Annotated in this window: 15 protein-coding genes; 4 read left to right on the top strand and 11 right to left on the bottom strand. The window is 52.4% G+C overall.

The features are described from left to right. Window positions 1-106: 106 nt before the first annotated feature. Complete coding sequence (gene tsx / locus D9741_RS06265; RefSeq protein WP_116836751.1) at window positions 107-991, top strand: nucleoside-specific channel-forming protein Tsx; 885 nt, start codon at window positions 107-109, stop codon at window positions 989-991. A gap of 229 nt (window positions 992-1,220) precedes the next feature. On the opposite strand, the gene yajD is transcribed toward tsx, so the two are convergent. The 6 genes from yajD to queA all read right to left on the bottom strand — a co-directional run bounded on the left by yajD (window position 1,221) and on the right by queA (window position 7,161). Beyond that, on the bottom strand, window positions 1,221-1,568 hold the full coding sequence (gene yajD / locus D9741_RS06260) for an HNH nuclease YajD (protein WP_000974823.1): 348 nt from the start codon (window positions 1,566-1,568) through the stop codon (window positions 1,221-1,223). A gap of 128 nt (window positions 1,569-1,696) precedes the next feature. After that, window positions 1,697-2,668 (bottom strand): protein translocase subunit SecF, encoded by a 972-nt coding sequence (gene secF / locus D9741_RS06255; protein WP_130206230.1) that lies wholly within the window; start codon window positions 2,666-2,668, stop codon window positions 1,697-1,699. A 10-nt stretch (window positions 2,669-2,678) separates the two neighbouring features. Next, a complete protein-coding gene (secD, locus tag D9741_RS06250; protein WP_130215424.1) occupies window positions 2,679-4,526 on the bottom strand; it encodes a protein translocase subunit SecD in 1,848 nt (615 codons plus the stop codon). A gap of 27 nt (window positions 4,527-4,553) precedes the next feature. Beyond that, complete coding sequence (yajC, locus tag D9741_RS06245; protein WP_000007629.1) at window positions 4,554-4,886, bottom strand: preprotein translocase subunit YajC; 333 nt, start codon at window positions 4,884-4,886, stop codon at window positions 4,554-4,556. Between the two features lie 22 nt (window positions 4,887-4,908). After that, the gene (gene tgt, locus D9741_RS06240; RefSeq protein ID WP_000667317.1) at window positions 4,909-6,036 is read right to left on the bottom strand and encodes a tRNA guanosine(34) transglycosylase Tgt; all 1,128 of its coding nucleotides are present in this window, start codon (window positions 6,034-6,036) and stop codon (window positions 4,909-4,911) included. Window positions 6,037-6,090: 54 nt separating this feature from the next. Next, on the bottom strand, window positions 6,091-7,161 hold the full coding sequence (queA, locus tag D9741_RS06235; RefSeq protein ID WP_130206226.1) for a tRNA preQ1(34) S-adenosylmethionine ribosyltransferase-isomerase QueA: 1,071 nt from the start codon (window positions 7,159-7,161) through the stop codon (window positions 6,091-6,093). A 92-nt stretch (window positions 7,162-7,253) separates the two neighbouring features. Between queA and acpH the strand changes: the two genes are divergently transcribed. Beyond that, window positions 7,254-7,835 carry an ACP phosphodiesterase gene (gene acpH / locus D9741_RS06230; RefSeq protein WP_130215422.1) on the top strand — a complete coding sequence of 194 codons (582 nt, stop codon included), beginning with the start codon at window positions 7,254-7,256 and terminating at the stop codon, window positions 7,833-7,835. 4 nt (window positions 7,836-7,839) lie between these two features. On the opposite strand, the gene malZ is transcribed toward acpH, so the two are convergent. The 5 genes from malZ to phoB form a co-directional block, all read right to left on the bottom strand. Beyond that, window positions 7,840-9,657 (bottom strand): maltodextrin glucosidase, encoded by a 1,818-nt coding sequence (gene malZ, locus D9741_RS06225; RefSeq protein WP_130215420.1) that lies wholly within the window; start codon window positions 9,655-9,657, stop codon window positions 7,840-7,842. A 154-nt stretch (window positions 9,658-9,811) separates the two neighbouring features. After that, window positions 9,812-11,185 carry a proline-specific permease ProY gene (proY, locus tag D9741_RS06220; protein ID WP_130215418.1) on the bottom strand — a complete coding sequence of 458 codons (1,374 nt, stop codon included), beginning with the start codon at window positions 11,183-11,185 and terminating at the stop codon, window positions 9,812-9,814. Between the two features lie 75 nt (window positions 11,186-11,260). Further along, window positions 11,261-12,580 carry a branched-chain amino acid transporter carrier protein BrnQ gene (brnQ, locus tag D9741_RS06215; protein ID WP_130206217.1) on the bottom strand — a complete coding sequence of 440 codons (1,320 nt, stop codon included), beginning with the start codon at window positions 12,578-12,580 and terminating at the stop codon, window positions 11,261-11,263. 405 nt (window positions 12,581-12,985) lie between these two features. Beyond that, the gene (phoR, locus tag D9741_RS06210; protein WP_130206215.1) at window positions 12,986-14,281 is read right to left on the bottom strand and encodes a phosphate regulon sensor histidine kinase PhoR; all 1,296 of its coding nucleotides are present in this window, start codon (window positions 14,279-14,281) and stop codon (window positions 12,986-12,988) included. Between the two features lie 57 nt (window positions 14,282-14,338). Continuing rightward, the gene (phoB, locus tag D9741_RS06205) at window positions 14,339-15,028 is read right to left on the bottom strand and encodes a phosphate response regulator transcription factor PhoB (RefSeq protein WP_000113933.1); all 690 of its coding nucleotides are present in this window, start codon (window positions 15,026-15,028) and stop codon (window positions 14,339-14,341) included. 189 nt (window positions 15,029-15,217) lie between these two features. Here phoB and sbcD point away from each other — a divergent pair, with 189 nt between their 5' ends. Together sbcD and sbcC are read left to right on the top strand one after the other, a co-directional pair. Further along, entirely contained in the window at window positions 15,218-16,420 is a 1,203-nt protein-coding gene (gene sbcD, locus D9741_RS06200) for an exonuclease subunit SbcD (protein ID WP_130215416.1), read from the top strand. After that, the gene (gene sbcC, locus D9741_RS06195) at window positions 16,417-19,560 is read left to right on the top strand and encodes an exonuclease subunit SbcC (protein WP_130215414.1); all 3,144 of its coding nucleotides are present in this window, start codon (window positions 16,417-16,419) and stop codon (window positions 19,558-19,560) included. The genes sbcD and sbcC overlap by 4 nt, the downstream gene beginning before the upstream one ends. Window positions 19,561-19,672: the final 112 nt, after the last annotated feature.

Below are 19,672 nucleotides of genomic sequence, written 5' to 3'. Positions count from 1 at the left end.
TGTGAGCAATGATTTTTATAATAGGCTCCTCTGTATAGGAAATATTTAGAAACGCAATTTGCGCCTTTTTCACTCCCGTAAGGGATTTTCAAACAGTGGCATACATATGAAAAAAACATTACTGGCAGCCGGTGCGGTACTGGCGCTCTCTTCGTCTTTTACTGTCAACGCAGCTGAAAACGATAAACCGCAGTACCTTTCCGACTGGTGGCACCAGAGCGTTAACGTAGTTGGTAGCTATCACACTCGTTTCGGACCGCAGATCCGTAACGATACTTACCTGGAGTATGAAGCATTCGCTAAAAAAGACTGGTTCGACTTCTATGGTTACGCGGATGCGCCGGTATTCTTCGGCGGTAACTCCGATGCAAAAGGTATCTGGAACCACGGTTCTCCGCTGTTTATGGAAATCGAACCGCGTTTCTCCATCGATAAGCTGACCAATACTGACCTTAGCTTCGGTCCGTTCAAAGAGTGGTACTTCGCGAACAACTACATTTACGACATGGGCCGTAACAAAGATGGTCGCCAGAGCACCTGGTATATGGGTCTGGGTACCGATATCGACACTGGCCTGCCGATGAGCCTGTCCATGAACGTGTATGCGAAATACCAGTGGCAGAACTACGGCGCAGCGAACGAAAACGAGTGGGACGGTTACCGTTTCAAAATTAAATACTTTGTGCCGATTACCGATCTGTGGGGCGGTCAGCTGAGCTACATCGGTTTCACCAACTTCGACTGGGGTTCCGATTTGGGTGATGACAGCGGTAACGCAATCAACGGTATTAAGACGCGCAGCAATAACTCCATCGCTTCCAGCCATATTCTGGCGCTGAACTACGATCACTGGCACTACTCTGTCGTAGCTCGTTACTGGCACGACGGTGGTCAGTGGAACGATGATGCAGAGCTGAACTTCGGTAACGGCAACTTCAACGTTCGCTCTACCGGCTGGGGTGGTTACCTGGTGGTAGGTTACAACTTCTGATTATGAAAATGCCGGGATTTATTCCCGGGATTTATTCCCGGCATTTCAGATTGTCGACAACGTGCGCTTTGTTCATGCCGGATGCGGAGTAAACGCCTTATCCGGTCTACAAAAGCACGCAAATTCAATATATTGCTGATATTACGTAGGCCTGATAAGCGTAGCGCATCAGGCAATTTTGCGTTTGTCATAAAGCTCAAATAACAAATTTTGTATCCGGCATTTTTTATTACTTCTTCTTATTCATCATCGCTTTTAAATCAGCAAACGGGTTGTACTTCGCTTCACCGACATCTTTCTGCGCATCTTCCCCTGCGATAACCGTCGTACCATACTGATCCGCTTCGGTATATTTCGAATGCTCATGATCATGGCAATAGAGACAAAGCAATTCCCAGTTACTACCATCTTCCGGGTTATTGGTATGGTCGTGATCGATATGGTGAACGGTAAGCTCACGCAGGTTGGAATAAACAAACTCGCGGGAACAGCGACCGCAGACCCACGGATAGAGTTTTAATGCTTTTTCGCGATAGCCGCTTTCTAACCGCGCATAGTTTTTTGGGATGATAGCCATGAAAAGTTACCTGGATGAAATGTAGGGTTACGCGCAGTTTCCCAAGATGCGGGGATTTTCGCAATCTCCATACATCAAAAAAAATCCCGATCTTCTGACCGGGATTTTCAACATCAACGGGAACTTGATTAAGGCAGAATTGACGGCTGGTCCGCCCCTTCTTTTTCCACTTTCTGCTGCAGCATGTGTTCGCGCTTCATGCCCAGTTTCAGGGCCAGCGCCGATGCTACGTAGATAGAAGATGCAGTACCGATAGTCACACCAATCAGCATGGTCAGCGAGAAGCCTTCCAGCACCGGGCCACCGAAGAGATACAGCATCAGGATAACCATCAAGGTGGTACCGGATGTGATCAAGGTACGGTGCAGCGTCTGAGTCAAGGACACGTTAAAGATTTCGTAAGGCGTACCGCGACGGATCTTGCGGAAGTTTTCACGAATACGGTCCGATACCACGATACTGTCGTTAAGCGAGTAACCGATAACCGACATCAACGATGCCACAATGGTCAGGTCAATCTCGATATGGAATAACGACAAAATACCCAGCGTAATGATAACGTCGTGCGCCAGCGCGATTACTACCCCTGCAGCCAGTCGCCACTCAAAGCGGAAACCAACGTATACAAGGATAGACAGCAGCGCCGCCATCAGCGCCATCGCGCCGGTTTGCGCAAGGTCTGCCCCTACGCTCGGACCGACGAACTCAATACGCTTCACCGCCGCGTTCTGATTGGTAGCTTCGTTAATCACCTTCAGAACTTTGCTGCCCAGCACCTGACCACCGGTTTCGCCTTCAGCTGGCGGCATGCGGACCATGATGTCGTGGCTGCTACCGAAGTTTTGCAGCATCGGCTCTTCAAAGCCCGCTTTCTGCAATGCATCACGCATTACATCAATTTCAGCCGGTTTTTCGAGCGTAATTTCAATAACCGTACCACCGGTGAAATCCAGCCCCCAGTTAAAGCCGCGCACGCCCATAATGACGATCGCGGCGATTAACAGTAGACCAGAGATGCCGAAAGCCCAGTAGTCCCAGCGCATAAAGTCGTAGACTTTACGGCCGTGGTTTAGTTGTTCAACAGTATATTCCTGTGCCACATCGCACTCCTCAGATTGACAGCTTCTTGACGCGCTTGCCGCCATATAGCAGGTTTACGATGGCACGCGTACCGACAATCGCGGTAAACATCGACGTCGCCACACCGATACCGGTAGTAATCGCGAACCCTTTAATTGCCCCGGTACCCACCGCGTACAGGATGATGACTTTAATCAGCGTGGTGATGTTCGCATCGAAGATGGAACTGAACGCGCCACGATAACCTTCATCAATTGCCTGCTGAACAGTACGCCCGTTGCTTAACTCTTCTTTAATACGTTCGTTGATCAGTACGTTAGCATCGACCGCTACCGCAAGGGTTAAGACGATACCCGCAATACCCGGCATACTCAGCGTTGCGCCTGGCAACAGCGACATAATGCCGACAATCAAGATCAAGTTCGCAATCAGAGCGCTGGTCGCAATCAGACCAAACTTCTTATAGAAGAGGATCATGAACAGAATAGAAACCAGCAGGCCAGCCAGACACGCTTCCAGCCCCTGTTCAATGTTCTGCATACCCAGAGTCGGGCCAATGGTACGTTCTTCAACAATCTGAATCGGCGCGATCAACGCACCGGCACGCAGCAGCAGCGACAGCTGACGCGCTTCGTTCGGGTTGTTGATACCAGTGATACGGAAGCTGTTACCCAGACGAGACTGGATATTCGCGATGTTAATCACCTCTTCCTGTTTCACCAGAACCGCACGACCGTTAGCATCTTTCTTACCGCTGTCTTTGTACTCCACAAACAGGGTCGCCATCGGTTTGCCGATGTTGTCCTTAGTGAAGTTAGACATGATGTTGCCACCAGCGCTATCGAGCGAGATGTTAACCTGCGGCTGGTTGTATTCGTCCTGGCTGGAAGTGGAATCGGTGATATGGTCACCGGTCAGAATTACGCGTTTGTACAGCACAACCGGCTGACCTTCGCGGGTCTGTTTCACTTCAGAGTCACCCGGTACGCGGCCAGATGCAGCAGCGGCCTGGTCAACGTTGGTGTTTACCAGACGGAACTCCAGCGTCGCGGTCGCGCCAAGAATCTCTTTCGCGCGAGCGGTATCCTGAATACCTGGCAGCTCAACGACAATGCGGTCTGCGCCCTGACGTTGTACTACAGGCTCCGCCACACCAAGCTGGTTTACACGGTTACGCAGGATGTTAATGTTCTGCTGCACCGCATATTCACGCGCTTCACTGAGACGCGCATCGCTCATGACCGCACGCAGCTGGTTGCTACCCTGGCTGCTAATGACCAGATCGGGATGACGCTTGCTCAGATATGCAATGGCTTCATCACGGGCGTTGCCATCGCGGAAAGTGATGCTCAGACCGTAATTATTTTCTTTACGAACAGTGGTATACGGGATGCCCTTTTCACGCAGATCGCTGCGCAGGCTATCGATATTTTGTTCCTGAAGTTTGCCAAGCGCAGTGTCCATATCCACTTCCATCAGGAAGTGAACGCCGCCACGCAAGTCAAGGCCGAGCTTCATCGGCTCAGCGTGAATAGCTGCCAGCCAGCGCGGCGTAGCCGGGGCAAGGTTAAGCGCCACGACATATTTGTCACCCAGAATGCCCATTAATGCTTCACGAGCGCGTAGCTGGGTGTCAGTGGAGTCGAAGCGCGCAAGAATAGCGCCCTCTTCCAGTGCCACAGACTTAGCAGTTATTTTTTCTTCTTGTAACGTTTTCTGGACCTGGATCAGCGTTTGCTCACTGGCGGCGACTCCGCGCGCGCCAGTGATCTGAACAGCCGGATCCTCACCAAACAGGTTGGGAAGCGCATACAGCAGACCGATGACAATCACCACGATCAGCATGACGTACTTCCACAAAGGATAACGGTTTAACACGGCAATTCCCTTAGGGAAAAATTTTAATTACAGCGCCTTCATGGTGCCTTTCGGCAGAACGGCGGCTACGAAGTCACGTTTAATAACTACTTCAGTGGTGTCATTCAGCGCGATAGCAATGTAGCCGTTTTCTGCTACTTTGGTTACGCGACCGACCAGGCCACCGTTCGTCAGCACTTCATCACCTTTCGCGATGGAGTCCATCAGCTTTTTGTGTTCTTTGGTGCGCTTCTGCTGTGGGCGCAGGATCATGAAATAGAAAATCAGACCGAATACCACCAGCATCAAAATCAAAGACATCGGGCTACCTTGTGCCGGAGCACCCGTTGCCGCTACCGCATCAGAAATAAAAAAGCTCATTAAATTTCCCTCATTATTAATATTAATCAACGTTCAAAGGTGGTACTTCTCGCCCCTGACGCTGGTAAAAATCAGCTACGAAGCTCTCTAATTTACCCTCTTCAATAGCCTTGCGTAAACCCGCCATCAAACGCTGGTAGTAACGAAGGTTATGAATGGTGTTGAGTCGCGCGCCTAATATTTCGTTGCAACGGTCGAGATGATGCAAGTAGGCACGTGAATAATTGCGACAGGTGTAGCAATCACACTCAGGATCGAGCGGGCCAGTGTCGCTCTTATACTTCGCATTGCGGATTTTCACCACGCCATCGGTCACGAACAGATGACCGTTACGCGCATTACGTGTTGGCATTACGCAGTCAAACATATCGATACCGCGGCGCACGCCTTCAACCAGGTCTTCCGGTTTACCAACGCCCATCAGGTAACGTGGTTTGTCTGCCGGAATTTGCGGGCACACATGCTCCAGGATACGGTGCATATCTGCTTTAGGCTCACCCACTGCCAGACCGCCGACAGCGTAGCCATCAAAACCGATATCTACCAGACCTTTAACAGAGATATCACGTAAATCTTCGTAAACGCTGCCCTGAATGATACCAAAGAGCGCATTTTTGTTGCCGAGGCTGTCAAAACGCTCGCGGCTACGCTTCGCCCAACGCAGCGACATCTCCATAGAGCGCTTCGCGTAATCCCAGTCAGCAGGATAAGGCGTACACTCGTCAAAAATCATGACGATGTCTGAGCCAAGATCGTATTGAATCTCCATCGATTTTTCGGGATCGAGGAAAATCGGGTCGCCGTTAATGGGGTTACGGAAGTGCACGCCCTGTTCGGTGATTTTACGGATATCGCCGAGACTGAAGACCTGGAAGCCGCCGGAGTCGGTAAGGATCGGGCCTTTCCACTGCATAAAATCGTGCAGATCGCCATGCAGTTTCATGATTTCCTGACCCGGGCGTAGCCACAGGTGGAAAGTGTTACCCAGAATAATTTGCGCGCCAGTGGCTTCAACTTCTTCCGGCGTCATCCCTTTTACGGTGCCGTAGGTGCCAACAGGCATAAAACAAGGCGTTTCCACTACGCCACGATCGAAGACCAGGCGGCCACGGCGTGCGCGACCGTCGGTGGTGTCCAGTTCAAATTTCATTTTTTCTCCACTACGTCAGAAAAACAGTCCAACGTTTAAACCAGCGCCGCGGAATTACTCCCCGACGCGCTCATTAATTGCCTGCGGATTGTACGTGATAAACATCGCATCACCGTAACTAAAAAAGCGATATTTCTCTTCTACTGCCGCTTTATAGGCGTTCATGGTGTGTTGATAACCGGCAAATGCGGAAACCAGCATAATCAGCGTTGACTCCGGCAGGTGGAAGTTAGTCACCAGCGCATCGACCACTTTGTACTGGAAGCCGGGATAGATAAAGATTTGTGTATCATCGAAAAACGGTTCAATCAGATCGTTTTTCGCCGCCTGGGCCGCGCTCTCAAGCGAGCGAACAGAGGTGGTGCCAACCGCAATCACCCGGTTACCACGCGCTTTCGCAGCCAGCACTGCGTCAACCACATCCTGCGGCACTTCTGCATATTCCGAGTGCATGATGTGGTCTTCAATGGTGTCGACGCGTACCGGCTGGAAGGTACCCGCCCCCACATGCAGGGTCACGAATGCCATCTCCACGCCTTTGGCGCGTAATTTTTCCAGCAGCGGTTCGTCAAAGTGCAGTCCGGCGGTCGGTGCTGCTACCGCGCCTGGTTTTTCGCTATAAACCGTTTGATAAAGTTCGCGGTCTGCATCTTCGTCCGGACGGTCGATGTACGGCGGCAGTGGCATATGGCCGATGCTGTTGAGAATATCCAGCACCGAGCGCTCATCGTTAAATTCGACTTCAAACAGCGCGCCGTGACGAGCGGTCATTGTTGCTTTGATGCTTTCGTCATCGCCCAGCAGTAGCTCCGCGCCCGGTTTTGGCGCTTTCGAGGCGCGAATATGCGCAAGAATGCGTTTGTCGTCGAGCATCCGCTCAACCAGCACTTCAATTTTACCGCCGCTAGCTTTTCGCCCAAACAGACGCGCCGGGATCACGCGGGTATTGTTAAAAACCAGAAGATCGCCGGGGTTGAGCTTGTCGAGTAAATCGGTGAAAGTACCGTGCGTCAGCGCGCCCGTCGGCCCGTCCAGCGACAGTAAACGACAGCTACTGCGTTCAGGCATTGGATAGTGGGCAATCAGGGATTCGGGCAATTCAAAGGAGAAATCGGTAACGCGCATGACACTGACTCAGACTAAAATAAGAGGCGGGTAGTCTAGTGCCGGGGCGCTCTCCCTGCAACCTTTACCCCCCTTTGGATAGAATATAATCGATGAATTTTTTAGCTCACCTGCATTTAGCCCATCTCGCTGAAAGTTCGCTTTCCGGCAATTTACTGGCTGATTTTGTTCGCGGAAATCCTGACGAAAGTTTTCCGCCCGACGTGGTTGCAGGTATTCATATGCATCGGCGTATCGATGTGTTAACCGACAATCTGCCGGAAGTCCGCGAAGCACGGGAATGGTTTCGTAGTGAAACCCGCCGCGTTGCGCCTATTACGCTGGATGTGATGTGGGATCACTTTCTGTCCCGCCACTGGTCGCAGTTGTCGCCCGACTTTCCGCTACAGGAATTTGTCTGTTATGCCCGCGAGCAAGTGATCACTATTCTGCCGGACTCACCGCCGCGCTTTATCAATCTGAATAACTACTTGTGGTCAGAGCAATGGCTGGTGCGCTATCGCGATATGGATTTCATCCAGAGCGTGTTAAACGGCATGGCAAACCGTCGCCCACGTCTGGATGCTCTGCGTGACTCCTGGTACGATTTAGACACCCATTACGACGCCCTTGAAACCCGCTTCTGGCAATTTTATCCGCGGATGATGGAGCAGGCGTCACGCAAAGCGTTGTAAGGTATTAATTCATCCACACCGTGGCTGATATCGCGGGCAACGCCAGGATCCCATCTACCCGTTGTCCATTCCCTTCTTTGCATTGCCATTGCGCGACATTAAGCAACGGCGATGCGGGTAGCACCACTTCACACGCTTCGCCACGGTTGATTGCCACTAGCACACGCTGCTGATTGAGCACACGCACAAACACCACCACGTTATCTTCCGCATACAACACCTGACAGCCGCCACGACGCAATGCCAGGCTCTTCTTACGCAGCGCAATCATTCGCTGGTATAGCGCGAATAGCTCCGTATCTTGTTTTTCCGGGTCCCAGGGAAACGGTTTACGACAAAATGGATCGTTATTGCCGTCCAGCCCCACTTCATCGCCGTAATAAATACACGGCACACCAGGCCAGGTGAACAGCCAGACGACCGCCAGTGGCAGACGCGCAACATCCCGTCCGAGTAACGTTTTAAATCGCGCGGTATCGTGACTATCGAGCTGGTTAAACATACGCAGTTGCTGTTGATGAGAAAGCCCGGCACGGTAATTGTCCATCCAGGTCATACAGATTTGAGCGTTAATCTGCTGCGGATCGTAAGAGACATCGGTATTAGCGAGAAAGCCCCACAGCGGAAAAGTAAAGCCGCGATAGTTCATCGATGCATCTTCCACATCGGCCTGTAACCATTGCCGCGCATCGCCAAAATATTCACCGACAATGTACGCTTCTGGCTGGGTTTCTTTCGCCGCCTCAGTGATGCCGGCGACATGCTGCAAATTATTGCGCGCCCCGCCCGCTTCCCCCAGCATATGCACCACATCCAGCCGCCAGCCGTCCATATTCCACGGCGCTTTCAGCCAGTGACGGACAATGCTGTCTTCACCGCGATAAATTTCATTCACCAGACTTTCCGACTGATAATCCAGTTTTGGCAGGCTGGCATAGCCCAGCCAATCGAGCGCCGTGCCGTCATCGCGAAACGAGTACCAGTCGCGCCAGGGCGATTCGGGGTTATGGCAAGCGCCGCCCGTCCCGCGATTGTGCCTGTCAAACCAGGCATGAGAATCACCACTGTGGTTAAACACGCCGTCCAGCATCAGGCGCATTCCTTGCTGCTGCGTGTTGTGTCTCAAACGTAGCAACGCCCCGTCGCCGCCAAACTGCGGATCGACGTGGCGATAATCTTCGGTATCGTATTTATGCACGCTGGGTGCTTTAAACACCGGATTAAGATACAGCGCCGTCACGCCGAGTTTTTTCAGGTACGGCAGTTTTTCGCTTATCCCGTCCAGATCGCCGCCATAGAACGTTGATCCGCCCGCCTGTGCCGTGACCGGTTCATCCCAGTCACGCAATATGATTTCCCGCCCGGCGGCGTGATGATAATAGACATGATCCTGATCGGCATTACGAGGAAGACTCCGGGCAAAACGATCCGGAAAGATCTGATAAAAAATCTGATCCGCCGCCCATTGTGGTCCGATATCCGGCACATCGACGGCAAACTGTTCCAGCCGTGCTGGTGGTATTGGGCTGAAACCTTGCGGCGTAAACCAACGCTGGCGATCGTGCCACAGCAATTTGAAACTGTAGCGCCGCCGTGGTTGCCCGGTGGCGAGAGAGAGCGCTCCCCGCCACGCCGTCACACCAGGCTGCGGCTGGCTGCGCTGTTTATGCATCGGTATTGATGTTTCTTCGTTATCGTTTTCCATGCGCAACATAATGCGCTGTGGCGGCTCTTCGCCCGTCAGCCACAGTGTAATGAGCAGTTGATCTTTGCTTTGCTTAACAAACGGGGGCACCGGCAGGTGCCATGCATTTAACATCATAATTCCCCTGTGATGAAAATGTGTTCACCTTGCCATAGCCTAATGCAGGATCACTCATCATCTGAAGGATATTTGGGGGATGAGGATGGGGGTGGATAACTTTCGGAATAGCCGGATCAGGTTTTGCTCCTGATCCGGCGACAAAAGGCGGGAATTAGTGGTTTTCTGCAAACTGCCGATCGTGGCGGCGTTTAAACATCCAGCCAATCAACAGCACCACAATCCACGCAAAACCAACGTACAGAGAGATACGCGTTTCAGGGTGATAACCAATCAGTCCGATGATAAAGAGCAGGAAAACCAGCCCCGTGATGGTCGTTGCCACCCCGCCAGGAACTTTAAATTTCAGCGCTTTAACTTCTTCTGGCGGCAGGCGGCGACGGAAGGCAATCTGAGACAGCAGGATCATAATCCACACCCACACGGTAGCGAAGGTCGCCAGCGAGGCAATCACCAGGAAGACGTTTTCCGGCATGATGTAGTTCAGATACACAGCAAACAGCAGCGCGGTAGTCATGACCAGCACCGTGACCCACGGAATACCGCGACGCGACGTTTTGCTGAAAATTTTCGGCGCACTGCCCTGCTCTGCCATGCCGTGCAACATACGGCCTACACCAAACACGTCGCTGTTAATTGCCGAAAGCGAAGCGGTCAGCACAACGAAGTTAAGAATGCTGGCGGCAAAGGTAATCCCCAAATGCTGGAACGTCAGCACGAACGGGCTACCAGCAGTACCTACCTGATTCCACGGATAGATAGACATAATGACGAACAGCGTACCAACATAGAACACCAGAATACGCATCGGCACTGAATTAATCGCGCGCGGAATAGACTTCTCCGGCTCTTTCGCTTCACCGGCGGTAATACCAATAATTTCAATACCACCGTAGGCAAACATCACCATTTGCAACGACATCACCATGCCAAGCCAGCCGTTACTGAAGAAGCCGCCGTTGCTCCACAGGTTATGGATACCGGTCGGTTGCCCGCCGTTGCCAATCCCCCAAATGATGATACCGAAACCAGCAACGATCATGATGATAATGGTGGCGACTTTAAAGAACGAGAACCAGAATTCCAGCTCACCAAAGACTTTCACGCTCATCAGGTTAATGGCGCAGATAATCAGCACCACGCTCAACACCCATATCCAGTGCGGCACCGTCGGGAACCAGACGCCCATATAGATACCGAAAGCGGTGACATCGGCGATGGCGACAATAAGGATTTCAAAGCAGTAGGTCCAGCCGGTGATATAACCTGCCAGCGGGCCAAGGTTTTCCTGCGCATAACGCGAGAAAGAGCTGGCGGCCGGGTTATGTACCGACATTTCTCCCAGCGCACGCATAATGATATATGCCGCGACACCACCGATAATATAGGCCAACAACACGCTCGGTCCGGCCATTTTGATGGCGTCCGCCGAACCGTAAAACAACCCGGTGCCAATTGCTGAACCCAGTGCCATAAAGCGTATGTGTCGGGTACTTAGCCCACGCTTTAGCTTGTTCTTACTTTCCATCAATTCCTAACCCATCAACACAATAAAAAACCACGGGGCATCGCAGCCCCGTGGTTAAAACAAATTTACAGTGATTTAGTGGGCGCTGGAGGTCACCTGACGACCTGCTGCGCGATCCCAGATAATGGCCAGAACCACCATCACCACCGTTGGCATTAACCACGCCAGACCTTGTTCGGCCAGCGGTAAACGCTGCGCCCAGGACGGTAAAATATCGCTGAATGCAGATGCTTTGATCCCGTCGAGAATACCAAAAAGCAGGCTGATAAACATCGGCGGAGCAATCACGCGGGACGAATTATGCCACCATGAGCGTGTAAAACTTAATACAACCAGTGCGATACACGGCGGATAAATGGCAGTCAGCACCGGTACAGAGATCTGAATCAGCTGGCTCAAGCCCAGATTAGACACCACCATCGAGAAGCCGCCGAGGATAAACACCAGCGTACGGTATGAGAGCGGGATGTATTGGGCGAAGAATTCCGCACAAGCGCAGGTCAGACCAACCGCCGTGACCAGACAAGCGATGAAGATTAACGCCGCCAGCAGGAAGCTACCGCCGCCGCCAAAGGTGTGCTGAACGTAAGCATGCAGAATAGCGGCACCATTTGCGGATTGATCAACCAACGACGCGCTGTCTGAACCCAGACGGAACAGCGCCAGGTACAGCAGAGTCAAACCAACGCCTGCCATCAGGCCAGCCCAGACGGTATAACGGGTCAGCAGACGCGCTTCGGTAACGCCGCGAGAACGCGCCGCGTTAACAATAACGATACCAAACACCATCGCGCCCAGCGTATCCATAGTCAGATAGCCATTGACGAAGCCGTTAGAAAACGCAGCGTTTTGATAAGCCTCAGTTGCCGTGCTGATAGAACCCGCAGGCCAGACAATCGCCGCAACAGACAGGATGACCAGCGCGATAATTTTCAGCGGTGCAAGGAAGTTGCCCACGGTATCCAGCAGCTTGCCCGGATAGAGCGAAACCAGAATAACGATAGCGAAATAGACCAGGCTGTAGATAAACAGCGGCAGTGCGGAGTCACCCGTCAGCGGCGCAATGCCCACTTCAAAGGAGACAGTTGCCGTACGCGGTGTTGCAAACAACGGCCCTACCGCCAGGTAGCAGACCGTTGCCAGCAGCACCCCTGCGACTTTACCGATTGGTGTGCTCAGACTGTCAACGCCGCCGCCAACTTTCGCCAGCGCCACTACCGTTAATACCGGCAGACCAACGGCAGTAATGAGGAAGCCGAATGCCGCAGTCCAGACGTGTTCGCCTGCCTGCAAGCCGACCATAGGAGGGAAAATAATGTTACCTGCGCCAACGAACAACGCAAATGTCATAAAGCCCAGAGCGATGATATCGCGCGATCTTAACTGATGGGTCATAAATCATACTGCCTGTGGATGTGGTGTTGTAACGTTAAATTTTGTGCCAATCCCTGGGGATGATACAGCGGTATATTTAAACAATTTTAGCGGGAAATACTCCCAACCAGGCGCGGCGAAGAATAGTTTTTCGATTTACCGCGTGAATGCAGTCAGTATGACAGCACCTGAAGCGCAATTTAAACGCTTATAACGTTTTAAAGCAAGGAGGGATCTAAAAACCAGAGGTATATAGCGATAAGAAATCACCAACCAGTATAAAACACTATTTCCGTGAAAAAGATATGGCTTATCATGCGAACAAAAAATCACCAGACATTGTAAAATTCAGCGCCCGTTTTTTGACTGCAAAGAAAAAAAGCCAGCATCGGCTGGCTTATGGCAACAAAAAATGACAAAGGTGGATTAATCGCTATTTTTGGCAATTAAACGTTCCGGCAGAACAAAACTGAAACGCGTACCTTTGCCCACCGTACTTTCAATATTGAGCCGGCTTTCATGATGATTTACCGCATGCTTCACGATCGCTAACCCCAACCCGCTACCGCCTGTTTGTCGGGAACGCGCTTTATCAACGCGATAAAAACGCTCGGTCAGGCGCGGAATATGCTCCGGTGCGATGCCCGGTCCATTATCTTCAACACTAAATTCGGCACCGTGCGGTACTCGCTGCCAGCGTACGGTGATATGGGTACCTTCCGGCGTATGATTCACGGCGTTATAGACCAGATTCGAAATCGCACTGCGTAACTGGTCTTCGCTGCCAGACACTTTGAGGCCGTTATCAATCTCAAAGGTAAATGTCTGTTTTTGCTGGCTCAGCGTCTGAGCTTCACGCTCAACGACGCGCAGCATCATCGGCACATCAACCTTCTCATTCAGCAACTGCGTCGGCGCGGCTTCAATTTTCGACAAGGTCAGTAACTGCTTCACCAGCCCTTCCATCCGCTGAGTCTGCTCGCGCATGGTGTGCAACGCTTTTTCACGTACAGCCCCCTCCAGTGGTTGCTCATCCATCATCTCCAGGTAGCCTTGTAACACGGTCAATGGCGTACGTAACTCATGGCTTACGTTGGCGAAAAAGTTGCGCCGCGCCCCTTCCAGTTGATGCATTTGCGTGACATCTCGCGCCACCATCAGCAGCTGTTTATGGGTATAAGGCATGACGCGAATTTCCAGATGCCGCCCGGTGTTGAGCACCAGATTGAGCGGGCGAGAAAAATCACGCGTTTTCAGATATTGCGTAAACTCCGGATAACGCAGCAGGTTAAGGATGTTCTGCCCGTTATCTTCTGGCCAGCGCAGACCTAGAATTTGTTGCGCCAGACCATTACACCAGAAAATACCGCCCTCTTCCGTGGTCAGCACCACCGCATCGGGTAGCGACTCCGCACCGCTACGAAAGCGTTTGATAAGATTACCCAGCTCGCGGCGGCGTTTTTTATTACGCAGTTGCATCTGGTGTAAACCGTACAGCAGCGGTTCCCAGCTACCACGCCCCGGTGGCGGGGTCATACTGCGATCCACCCACAGCCACCATGAAAGGCGCAATAAATTCCAGAAATGCCAGATAAGCAGTCCTGTTACCGATGCCAGCAAAAACCAGGGCAGGTAACCAAAAAATGCACCCAGGATGAAAGCCGGGAGGCAGCAAAGTAGCAGCTCCAGCACCAGCCTTTTCCACGACAGCCGTTCCAGCACGTAAGATACTCCAGTTAAGAAATCATAAGCCCTGCTCTGCGTCCGATGAGCAAGGCGTTAAAAGCGGGTTGAAAAACGATATCCTGTACCGCGCACGGTCTGCACCATGCGGTCATGCCCGCCGGGCTCCAGTGCTTTACGCAGGCGGCGAATGTGGACATCGACCGTGCGGTCTTCCACATATACGTTGGTTCCCCAGACGTGATTTAACAGTTGCTCGCGACTGTACACGCGCTCGGGATGCGTCATAAAAAAGTGCAGCAGTTTAAATTCAGTTGGCCCCATCTCCAGCGGTTCTTCGCCCGCCATCACCCGGTGAGATGTCGGGTCGAGACTTAGCCCCTGCATCTCAATCACCTCTTCCACCGCCATCGGCGATATACGGCGCATTACCGCTTTGATTCGCGCCACCAGCTCCTTCGGCGAAAACGGCTTGGTGATATAGTCATCCGCACCGGTTTCAAGGCCGCGCACGCGATCTTCTTCTTCCCCTCTGGCGGTCAACATCACAACCGGAATATCACGGGTCATCGACTCACGCTTGAGGTGTTTGATGAACTGGATACCGGAGCCGCCGGGTAACATCCAGTCGAGGAGAATTAAATCCGGCCAGGGTTCATTCAGTTGGTTCACAGCACTGTCATAATCTTCCGCTTCGACCGGCTGGAAGCCATTTTGCTCGAGCACGAAGCAGACCATTTCGCGAATTGGAGCTTCATCTTCTACGACCAGAATACGTCTCGCCATGATTTGCCCTGTTGTAATAAATAGATTGCGATCATTAATGCGACGTCATTATGCGTCAGATTTATGACAGATTTATGAAAAGCTCGTCGCACATATCTTCAGGTTATTGATTTCTGTGGTGCAGAAAAAAGCAAATAGCGCACCTGTTTGGGTATAATCGCGCCCATGCTTTTTCGCCAGAGAATCGTTATGCGCATCCTTCACACTTCAGACTGGCATCTCGGCCAGAACTTCTACAGTAAAAGCCGCGAAGCTGAGCATCAGGCTTTTCTTGACTGGCTGCTGGAGACAGCACAAACCCATCAGGTGGATGCGATTATTGTTGCCGGTGATGTTTTCGATACCGGTTCGCCGCCCAGTTACGCCCGTACTTTATACAACCGTTTTGTTGTCAATTTACAACAAACGGGCTGTCATCTGGTGGTACTGGCAGGAAACCATGATTCGGTCGCCACGCTGAATGAATCGCGCGATATCATGGCGTTCCTCAATACTACCGTGGTCGCCAGCGCCGGACATGCGCCGCAAATCTTGCCTCATCGCGACGGGACGCCAGGCGCAGTGCTGTGCCCCATTCCTTTTTTACGCCCGCGTGACATTATTACCAGCCAGGCGGGGCTAAACGGTATTGAAAAACAGCAGCATTTGCTGGCGGCTATTACTGATTATTATCAACAACACTATGCCGATGCCTGCAAACTGCGCGGCGATCAGCCTCTGCCCATCATCGCCACGGGACATTTAACGACCGTGGGTGCCAGTAAAAGTGACGCCGTGCGTGACATTTATATTGGCACGCTGGACGCGTTTCCGGCACAAAACTTTCCGCCAGCCGACTACATCGCGCTCGGGCATATTCACCGCGCGCAGCTCATTGGCGGCATGGAACATGTTCGCTATTGCGGTTCCCCCATTCCACTGAGTTTTGATGAATGCGGTAAGAGTAAATATGTCCATCTGGTGACATTTTCAAACGGCAAATTAGAGAGCGTGGAAAACCTGAACGTGCCGATAACGCAACCGATGGCGGTACTGAAAGGCGATCTGGCGTCGATTACCGAACAGCTTGAACAATGGCGCGATGTATCACAGGAGCCACCTGTCTGGCTGGATATCGAAATCACTACCGATGAGTATCTGCATGATATTCAGCGCAAAATCCAGGCATTAACCGAATCATTGCCAGTTGAAGTATTGCTGGTGCGCCGGAGTCGTGAACAGCGCGAGCGTGTGTTAGCCAGCCAACAGCGTGAAACCCTCAGCGAACTCAGCGTCGAAGAGGTGTTCAATCGCCGTCTGGCACTGGAAGAACTGGATGAATCGCAGCAGCAACGTCTACAGAATCTTTTCGCCACGACGTTGCAGACCCTCGCCGGAGAACACGAAGCATGAAAATTCTCAGCCTGCGCCTGAAAAACCTGAACTCATTAAAAGGCGAATGGAAGATTGATTTCACCCGCGAGCCGTTCGCCAGCAACGGGCTGTTTGCCATTACCGGCCCAACCGGTGCGGGGAAAACCACCCTGCTGGACGCCATTTGTCTGGCGCTGTATCACGAAACCCCGCGCCTCTCTAACGTTTCGCAATCACAAAATGATCTCATGACCCGCGATACCGCCGAATGTCTGGCGGAAGTGGAATTTGAAGTGAAAGGTGAAGCGTATCGCGCGTTCTGGAGCCAGAATCGGGCGCGTAACCAGCCGGACGGTAATTTGCAGGTGCCACGCGTAGAGCTGGCGCGCTGCGCAGACGGCAAAATTCTCGCCGACAAAGTGAAAGATAAGCTGGAACTGACGGCGACGTTAACCGGACTGGATTACGGGCGCTTCACCCGTTCGATGCTGCTTTCACAAGGGCAATTTGCTGCCTTCCTCAATGCGAAACCGAAAGAACGCGCGGAATTGCTCGAGGAGTTAACCGGCACCGAAATCTACGGGCAAATCTCTGCGATGGTTTTTGAACAGCATAAATCGGCCCGTACTGAGCTGGAGAAACTGCAAGCGCAGGCCAGCGGCGTTGCGTTATTAGCGCCAGAACAGCTGCAATCGCTGACAGAAAGTTTGCAGGTACTCACTGACGAAGAGAAACGGTTACTCACTGCGCAGCAGCAAGAACAACAATCGCTAAACTGGTTAACGCGTCTGGACGAATTGCAGCAAGAAGCCAGCCGCCGTCAGCAGGCCTTGCAACAGGCGTTAGCCGAAGAAGAAAAAGCGCAACCGCAACTGGCGGCGCTCAGCCTGGCACAACCGGCACGAAATCTTCGTCCGCACTGGGAACGCATCGCAGAACACAGCGCAGCGCTAACGCATACTCGCCAGCAGATTGAAGAAGTAAATACTCGCTTACAGAGCACAATGGCGCTTCGCGCGAGCATTCGCTACCACGCGGCGAAGCAGTCAGCAGAATTACAGCAGCAGCAACAAAGCCTGAATGCCTGGTTACAGGAACACGACCGCTTCCGTCAGTGGAACAACGAACTGGCAGGTTGGCGTGCGCAGTTCTCCCAACAAACCAGCGATCGCGAGCATCTGCGGCAATGGCAGCAACAGTTAACCCATTCTGAGCAAAAACTTAATGCGCTTGCGGCAATCACGTTGACGTTAACTGCCGATGAAGTTGCTAGCGCCCAGGCGCAATATGCTGAGCAACGCCCACTGCGTCAACGCCTGGTTGCGCTGCATGGGCAGATTGTTCCCCAACAAAAACGTCTGGCGCAGTTACAGGTCGCTATCCAGAATGTCACTCTGGAACAGACGCAACGTAATGCCGCACTTAACGAAATGCGCCAGCGTTATAAAGAAAAGACGCAGCAACTTGCCGATGTCAAAACCATTTGCGAGCAGGAAGCTCGCATTAAAACGCTGGAAGCCCAACGTGCACAGTTACAGGCGGGTCAGCCCTGCCCACTTTGTGGTTCCACCAGCCACCCGGCGGTCGAGGCGTATCAGGCGCTGGAGCCTGGCGTTAATCAGTCTCGATTACTGGCGCTGGAAAACGAAGTTAAAAAGCTCGGCGAAGAAGGCGCGGCGCTGCGTGGGCAACTGGACGCCTTAACGAAGCAGCTTCAGCGCGATGAAAACGAAGCACAAAGCCTCCGACAAGATGAGCAAGCACTTACTCAACAATGGCAAGCCGTCACGGCCAGCCTCAATATCACCTTGCAGCCGCAGGACGATATTCAACCGTGGCTAGATGCACAAGATGAACACGAATGCCAGCTGCGGTTACTCAGCCAACGGCATGAATTACAAGGTCAGATTGCCGCGCATAATCAGCAAATTATCCAGTATCAACAGCAAATTGAACAACGCCAGCAGCAACTCTTAACGGCATTGGCGGGTTACGCACTGACATTGCCACAGGAAGAGGAAGAAGAGAGCTGGTTGGCGACACGTCAGCAAGAAGCGCAGAGCTGGCAGCAACGCCAGAACGAATTAACTGCGCTGCAAAACCGTATTCAGCAGCTGACGCCGATTCTGGAAACGTTGCCGCAAAGTGATGAACTCCCGCACAGCGAAGAAACTGTGGCGTTGGAAAACTGGCGGCAAGTTCACGAACAATGCCTCGCGTTGAAAAGCCAGCAGCAAACGTTGCAGCAACAGGAGGTTCTGGCAGCGCAAAGTCTGCAAAAAGCCCAGGCGCAGTTTGACACCGCGCTACAGGACAGCATTTTTGACGATCAGCAGGCATTTCTTGCGGCGTTAATGGATGAGCAGACGCTAACTCAGCTGGAACAGCTGAAACAGAATCTGGAAAACCAGCGTCGTCAGGCGCAAGCGCTGGCCACTCAGACAGCTGAAACGCTGGCACAGCATCAGCAACACCGACCTGGCGGGCTGGATCTCACGGTGACGGTGGAACAGATTCAGCAAGCGTTAGCGCAAACTCACCAAAAGTTGCGTGAAAACACCACTCGCCAGGGGGAAATTCGCCAGCAGCTGAAGCAGGATGCAGACAACCGTCAGCAACAACAAACCTTAATGCAGCAAATTGCACAGACGACGCAGCAGGTTGAGGACTGGGGATATCTTAATTCGCTGATTGGCTCCAAAGAGGGCGATAAATTCCGTAAATTCGCTCAGGGGCTGACGCTGGACAATCTGGTCCATCTGGCTAACCAGCAACTTACCCGGCTGCACGGTCGCTACCTGTTACAGCGTAAAGCCAGCGAGGCGCTGGAGGTCGAGGTTGTTGATACCTGGCAGGCAGATGCGGTGCGCGATACCCGTACGCTTTCCGGCGGTGAAAGTTTCCTCGTGAGCCTGGCACTGGCGCTGGCGCTTTCGGATCTGGTCAGCCATAAAACGCGTATTGACTCGCTGTTCCTCGATGAGGGTTTCGGCACGCTGGATAGCGAAACGCTGGATACCGCCCTTGACGCACTGGATGCCCTGAATGCCAGTGGTAAAACCATCGGGGTGATTAGCCACGTTGAAGCGATGAAAGAGCGTATTCCGGTGCAGATTAAAGTGAAGAAGATCAACGGACTGGGCTACAGTAAACTGGAAAGCGCGTTTGCGGTGAAATAACTATTCAGCAGGATAATGAATACAGAGGGGCGAATTATCTCTTGGCCCGACTGGTCGTTATCCTGCAAGCTATCACTTTATTGGCTACGGTGATTCGTAGCTGCTCTGTTGG

Origin of the sequence: Escherichia sp. E14V7, from assembly GCF_004212225.1 — a bacterium.
In the GTDB taxonomy this organism is placed as follows: Bacteria; Pseudomonadota; Gammaproteobacteria; order Enterobacterales; family Enterobacteriaceae; genus Escherichia.
The sequence above is the reverse complement of the archived record's forward strand: the minus strand, read 5'-3'. Positions and strand labels throughout refer to the sequence as shown.

What these genes read in the sequence shown, in the direction of transcription:
- tsx (WP_116836751.1), top strand. Translation starts at nt 107, where the DNA reads ATGAAAAAAACATTACTGGCAGCCGGTGCGGTACTGGCGCTCTCTTCG.
- yajD (WP_000974823.1), bottom strand. Translation starts at nt 1,568, where the DNA reads ATGGCTATCATCCCAAAAAACTATGCGCGGTTAGAAAGCGGCTATCGC.
- yajC (WP_000007629.1), bottom strand. Translation starts at nt 4,886, where the DNA reads ATGAGCTTTTTTATTTCTGATGCGGTAGCGGCAACGGGTGCTCCGGCA.
- tgt (WP_000667317.1), bottom strand. Translation starts at nt 6,036, where the DNA reads ATGAAATTTGAACTGGACACCACCGACGGTCGCGCACGCCGTGGCCGC.
- queA (WP_130206226.1), bottom strand. Translation starts at nt 7,161, where the DNA reads ATGCGCGTTACCGATTTCTCCTTTGAATTGCCCGAATCCCTGATTGCC.
- acpH (WP_130215422.1), top strand. Translation starts at nt 7,254, where the DNA reads ATGAATTTTTTAGCTCACCTGCATTTAGCCCATCTCGCTGAAAGTTCG.
- malZ (WP_130215420.1), bottom strand. Translation starts at nt 9,657, where the DNA reads ATGATGTTAAATGCATGGCACCTGCCGGTGCCCCCGTTTGTTAAGCAA.
- proY (WP_130215418.1), bottom strand. Translation starts at nt 11,185, where the DNA reads ATGGAAAGTAAGAACAAGCTAAAGCGTGGGCTAAGTACCCGACACATA.
- brnQ (WP_130206217.1), bottom strand. Translation starts at nt 12,580, where the DNA reads ATGACCCATCAGTTAAGATCGCGCGATATCATCGCTCTGGGCTTTATG.
- phoB (WP_000113933.1), bottom strand. Translation starts at nt 15,028, where the DNA reads ATGGCGAGACGTATTCTGGTCGTAGAAGATGAAGCTCCAATTCGCGAA.
- sbcD (WP_130215416.1), top strand. Translation starts at nt 15,218, where the DNA reads ATGCGCATCCTTCACACTTCAGACTGGCATCTCGGCCAGAACTTCTAC.
- sbcC (WP_130215414.1), top strand. Translation starts at nt 16,417, where the DNA reads ATGAAAATTCTCAGCCTGCGCCTGAAAAACCTGAACTCATTAAAAGGC.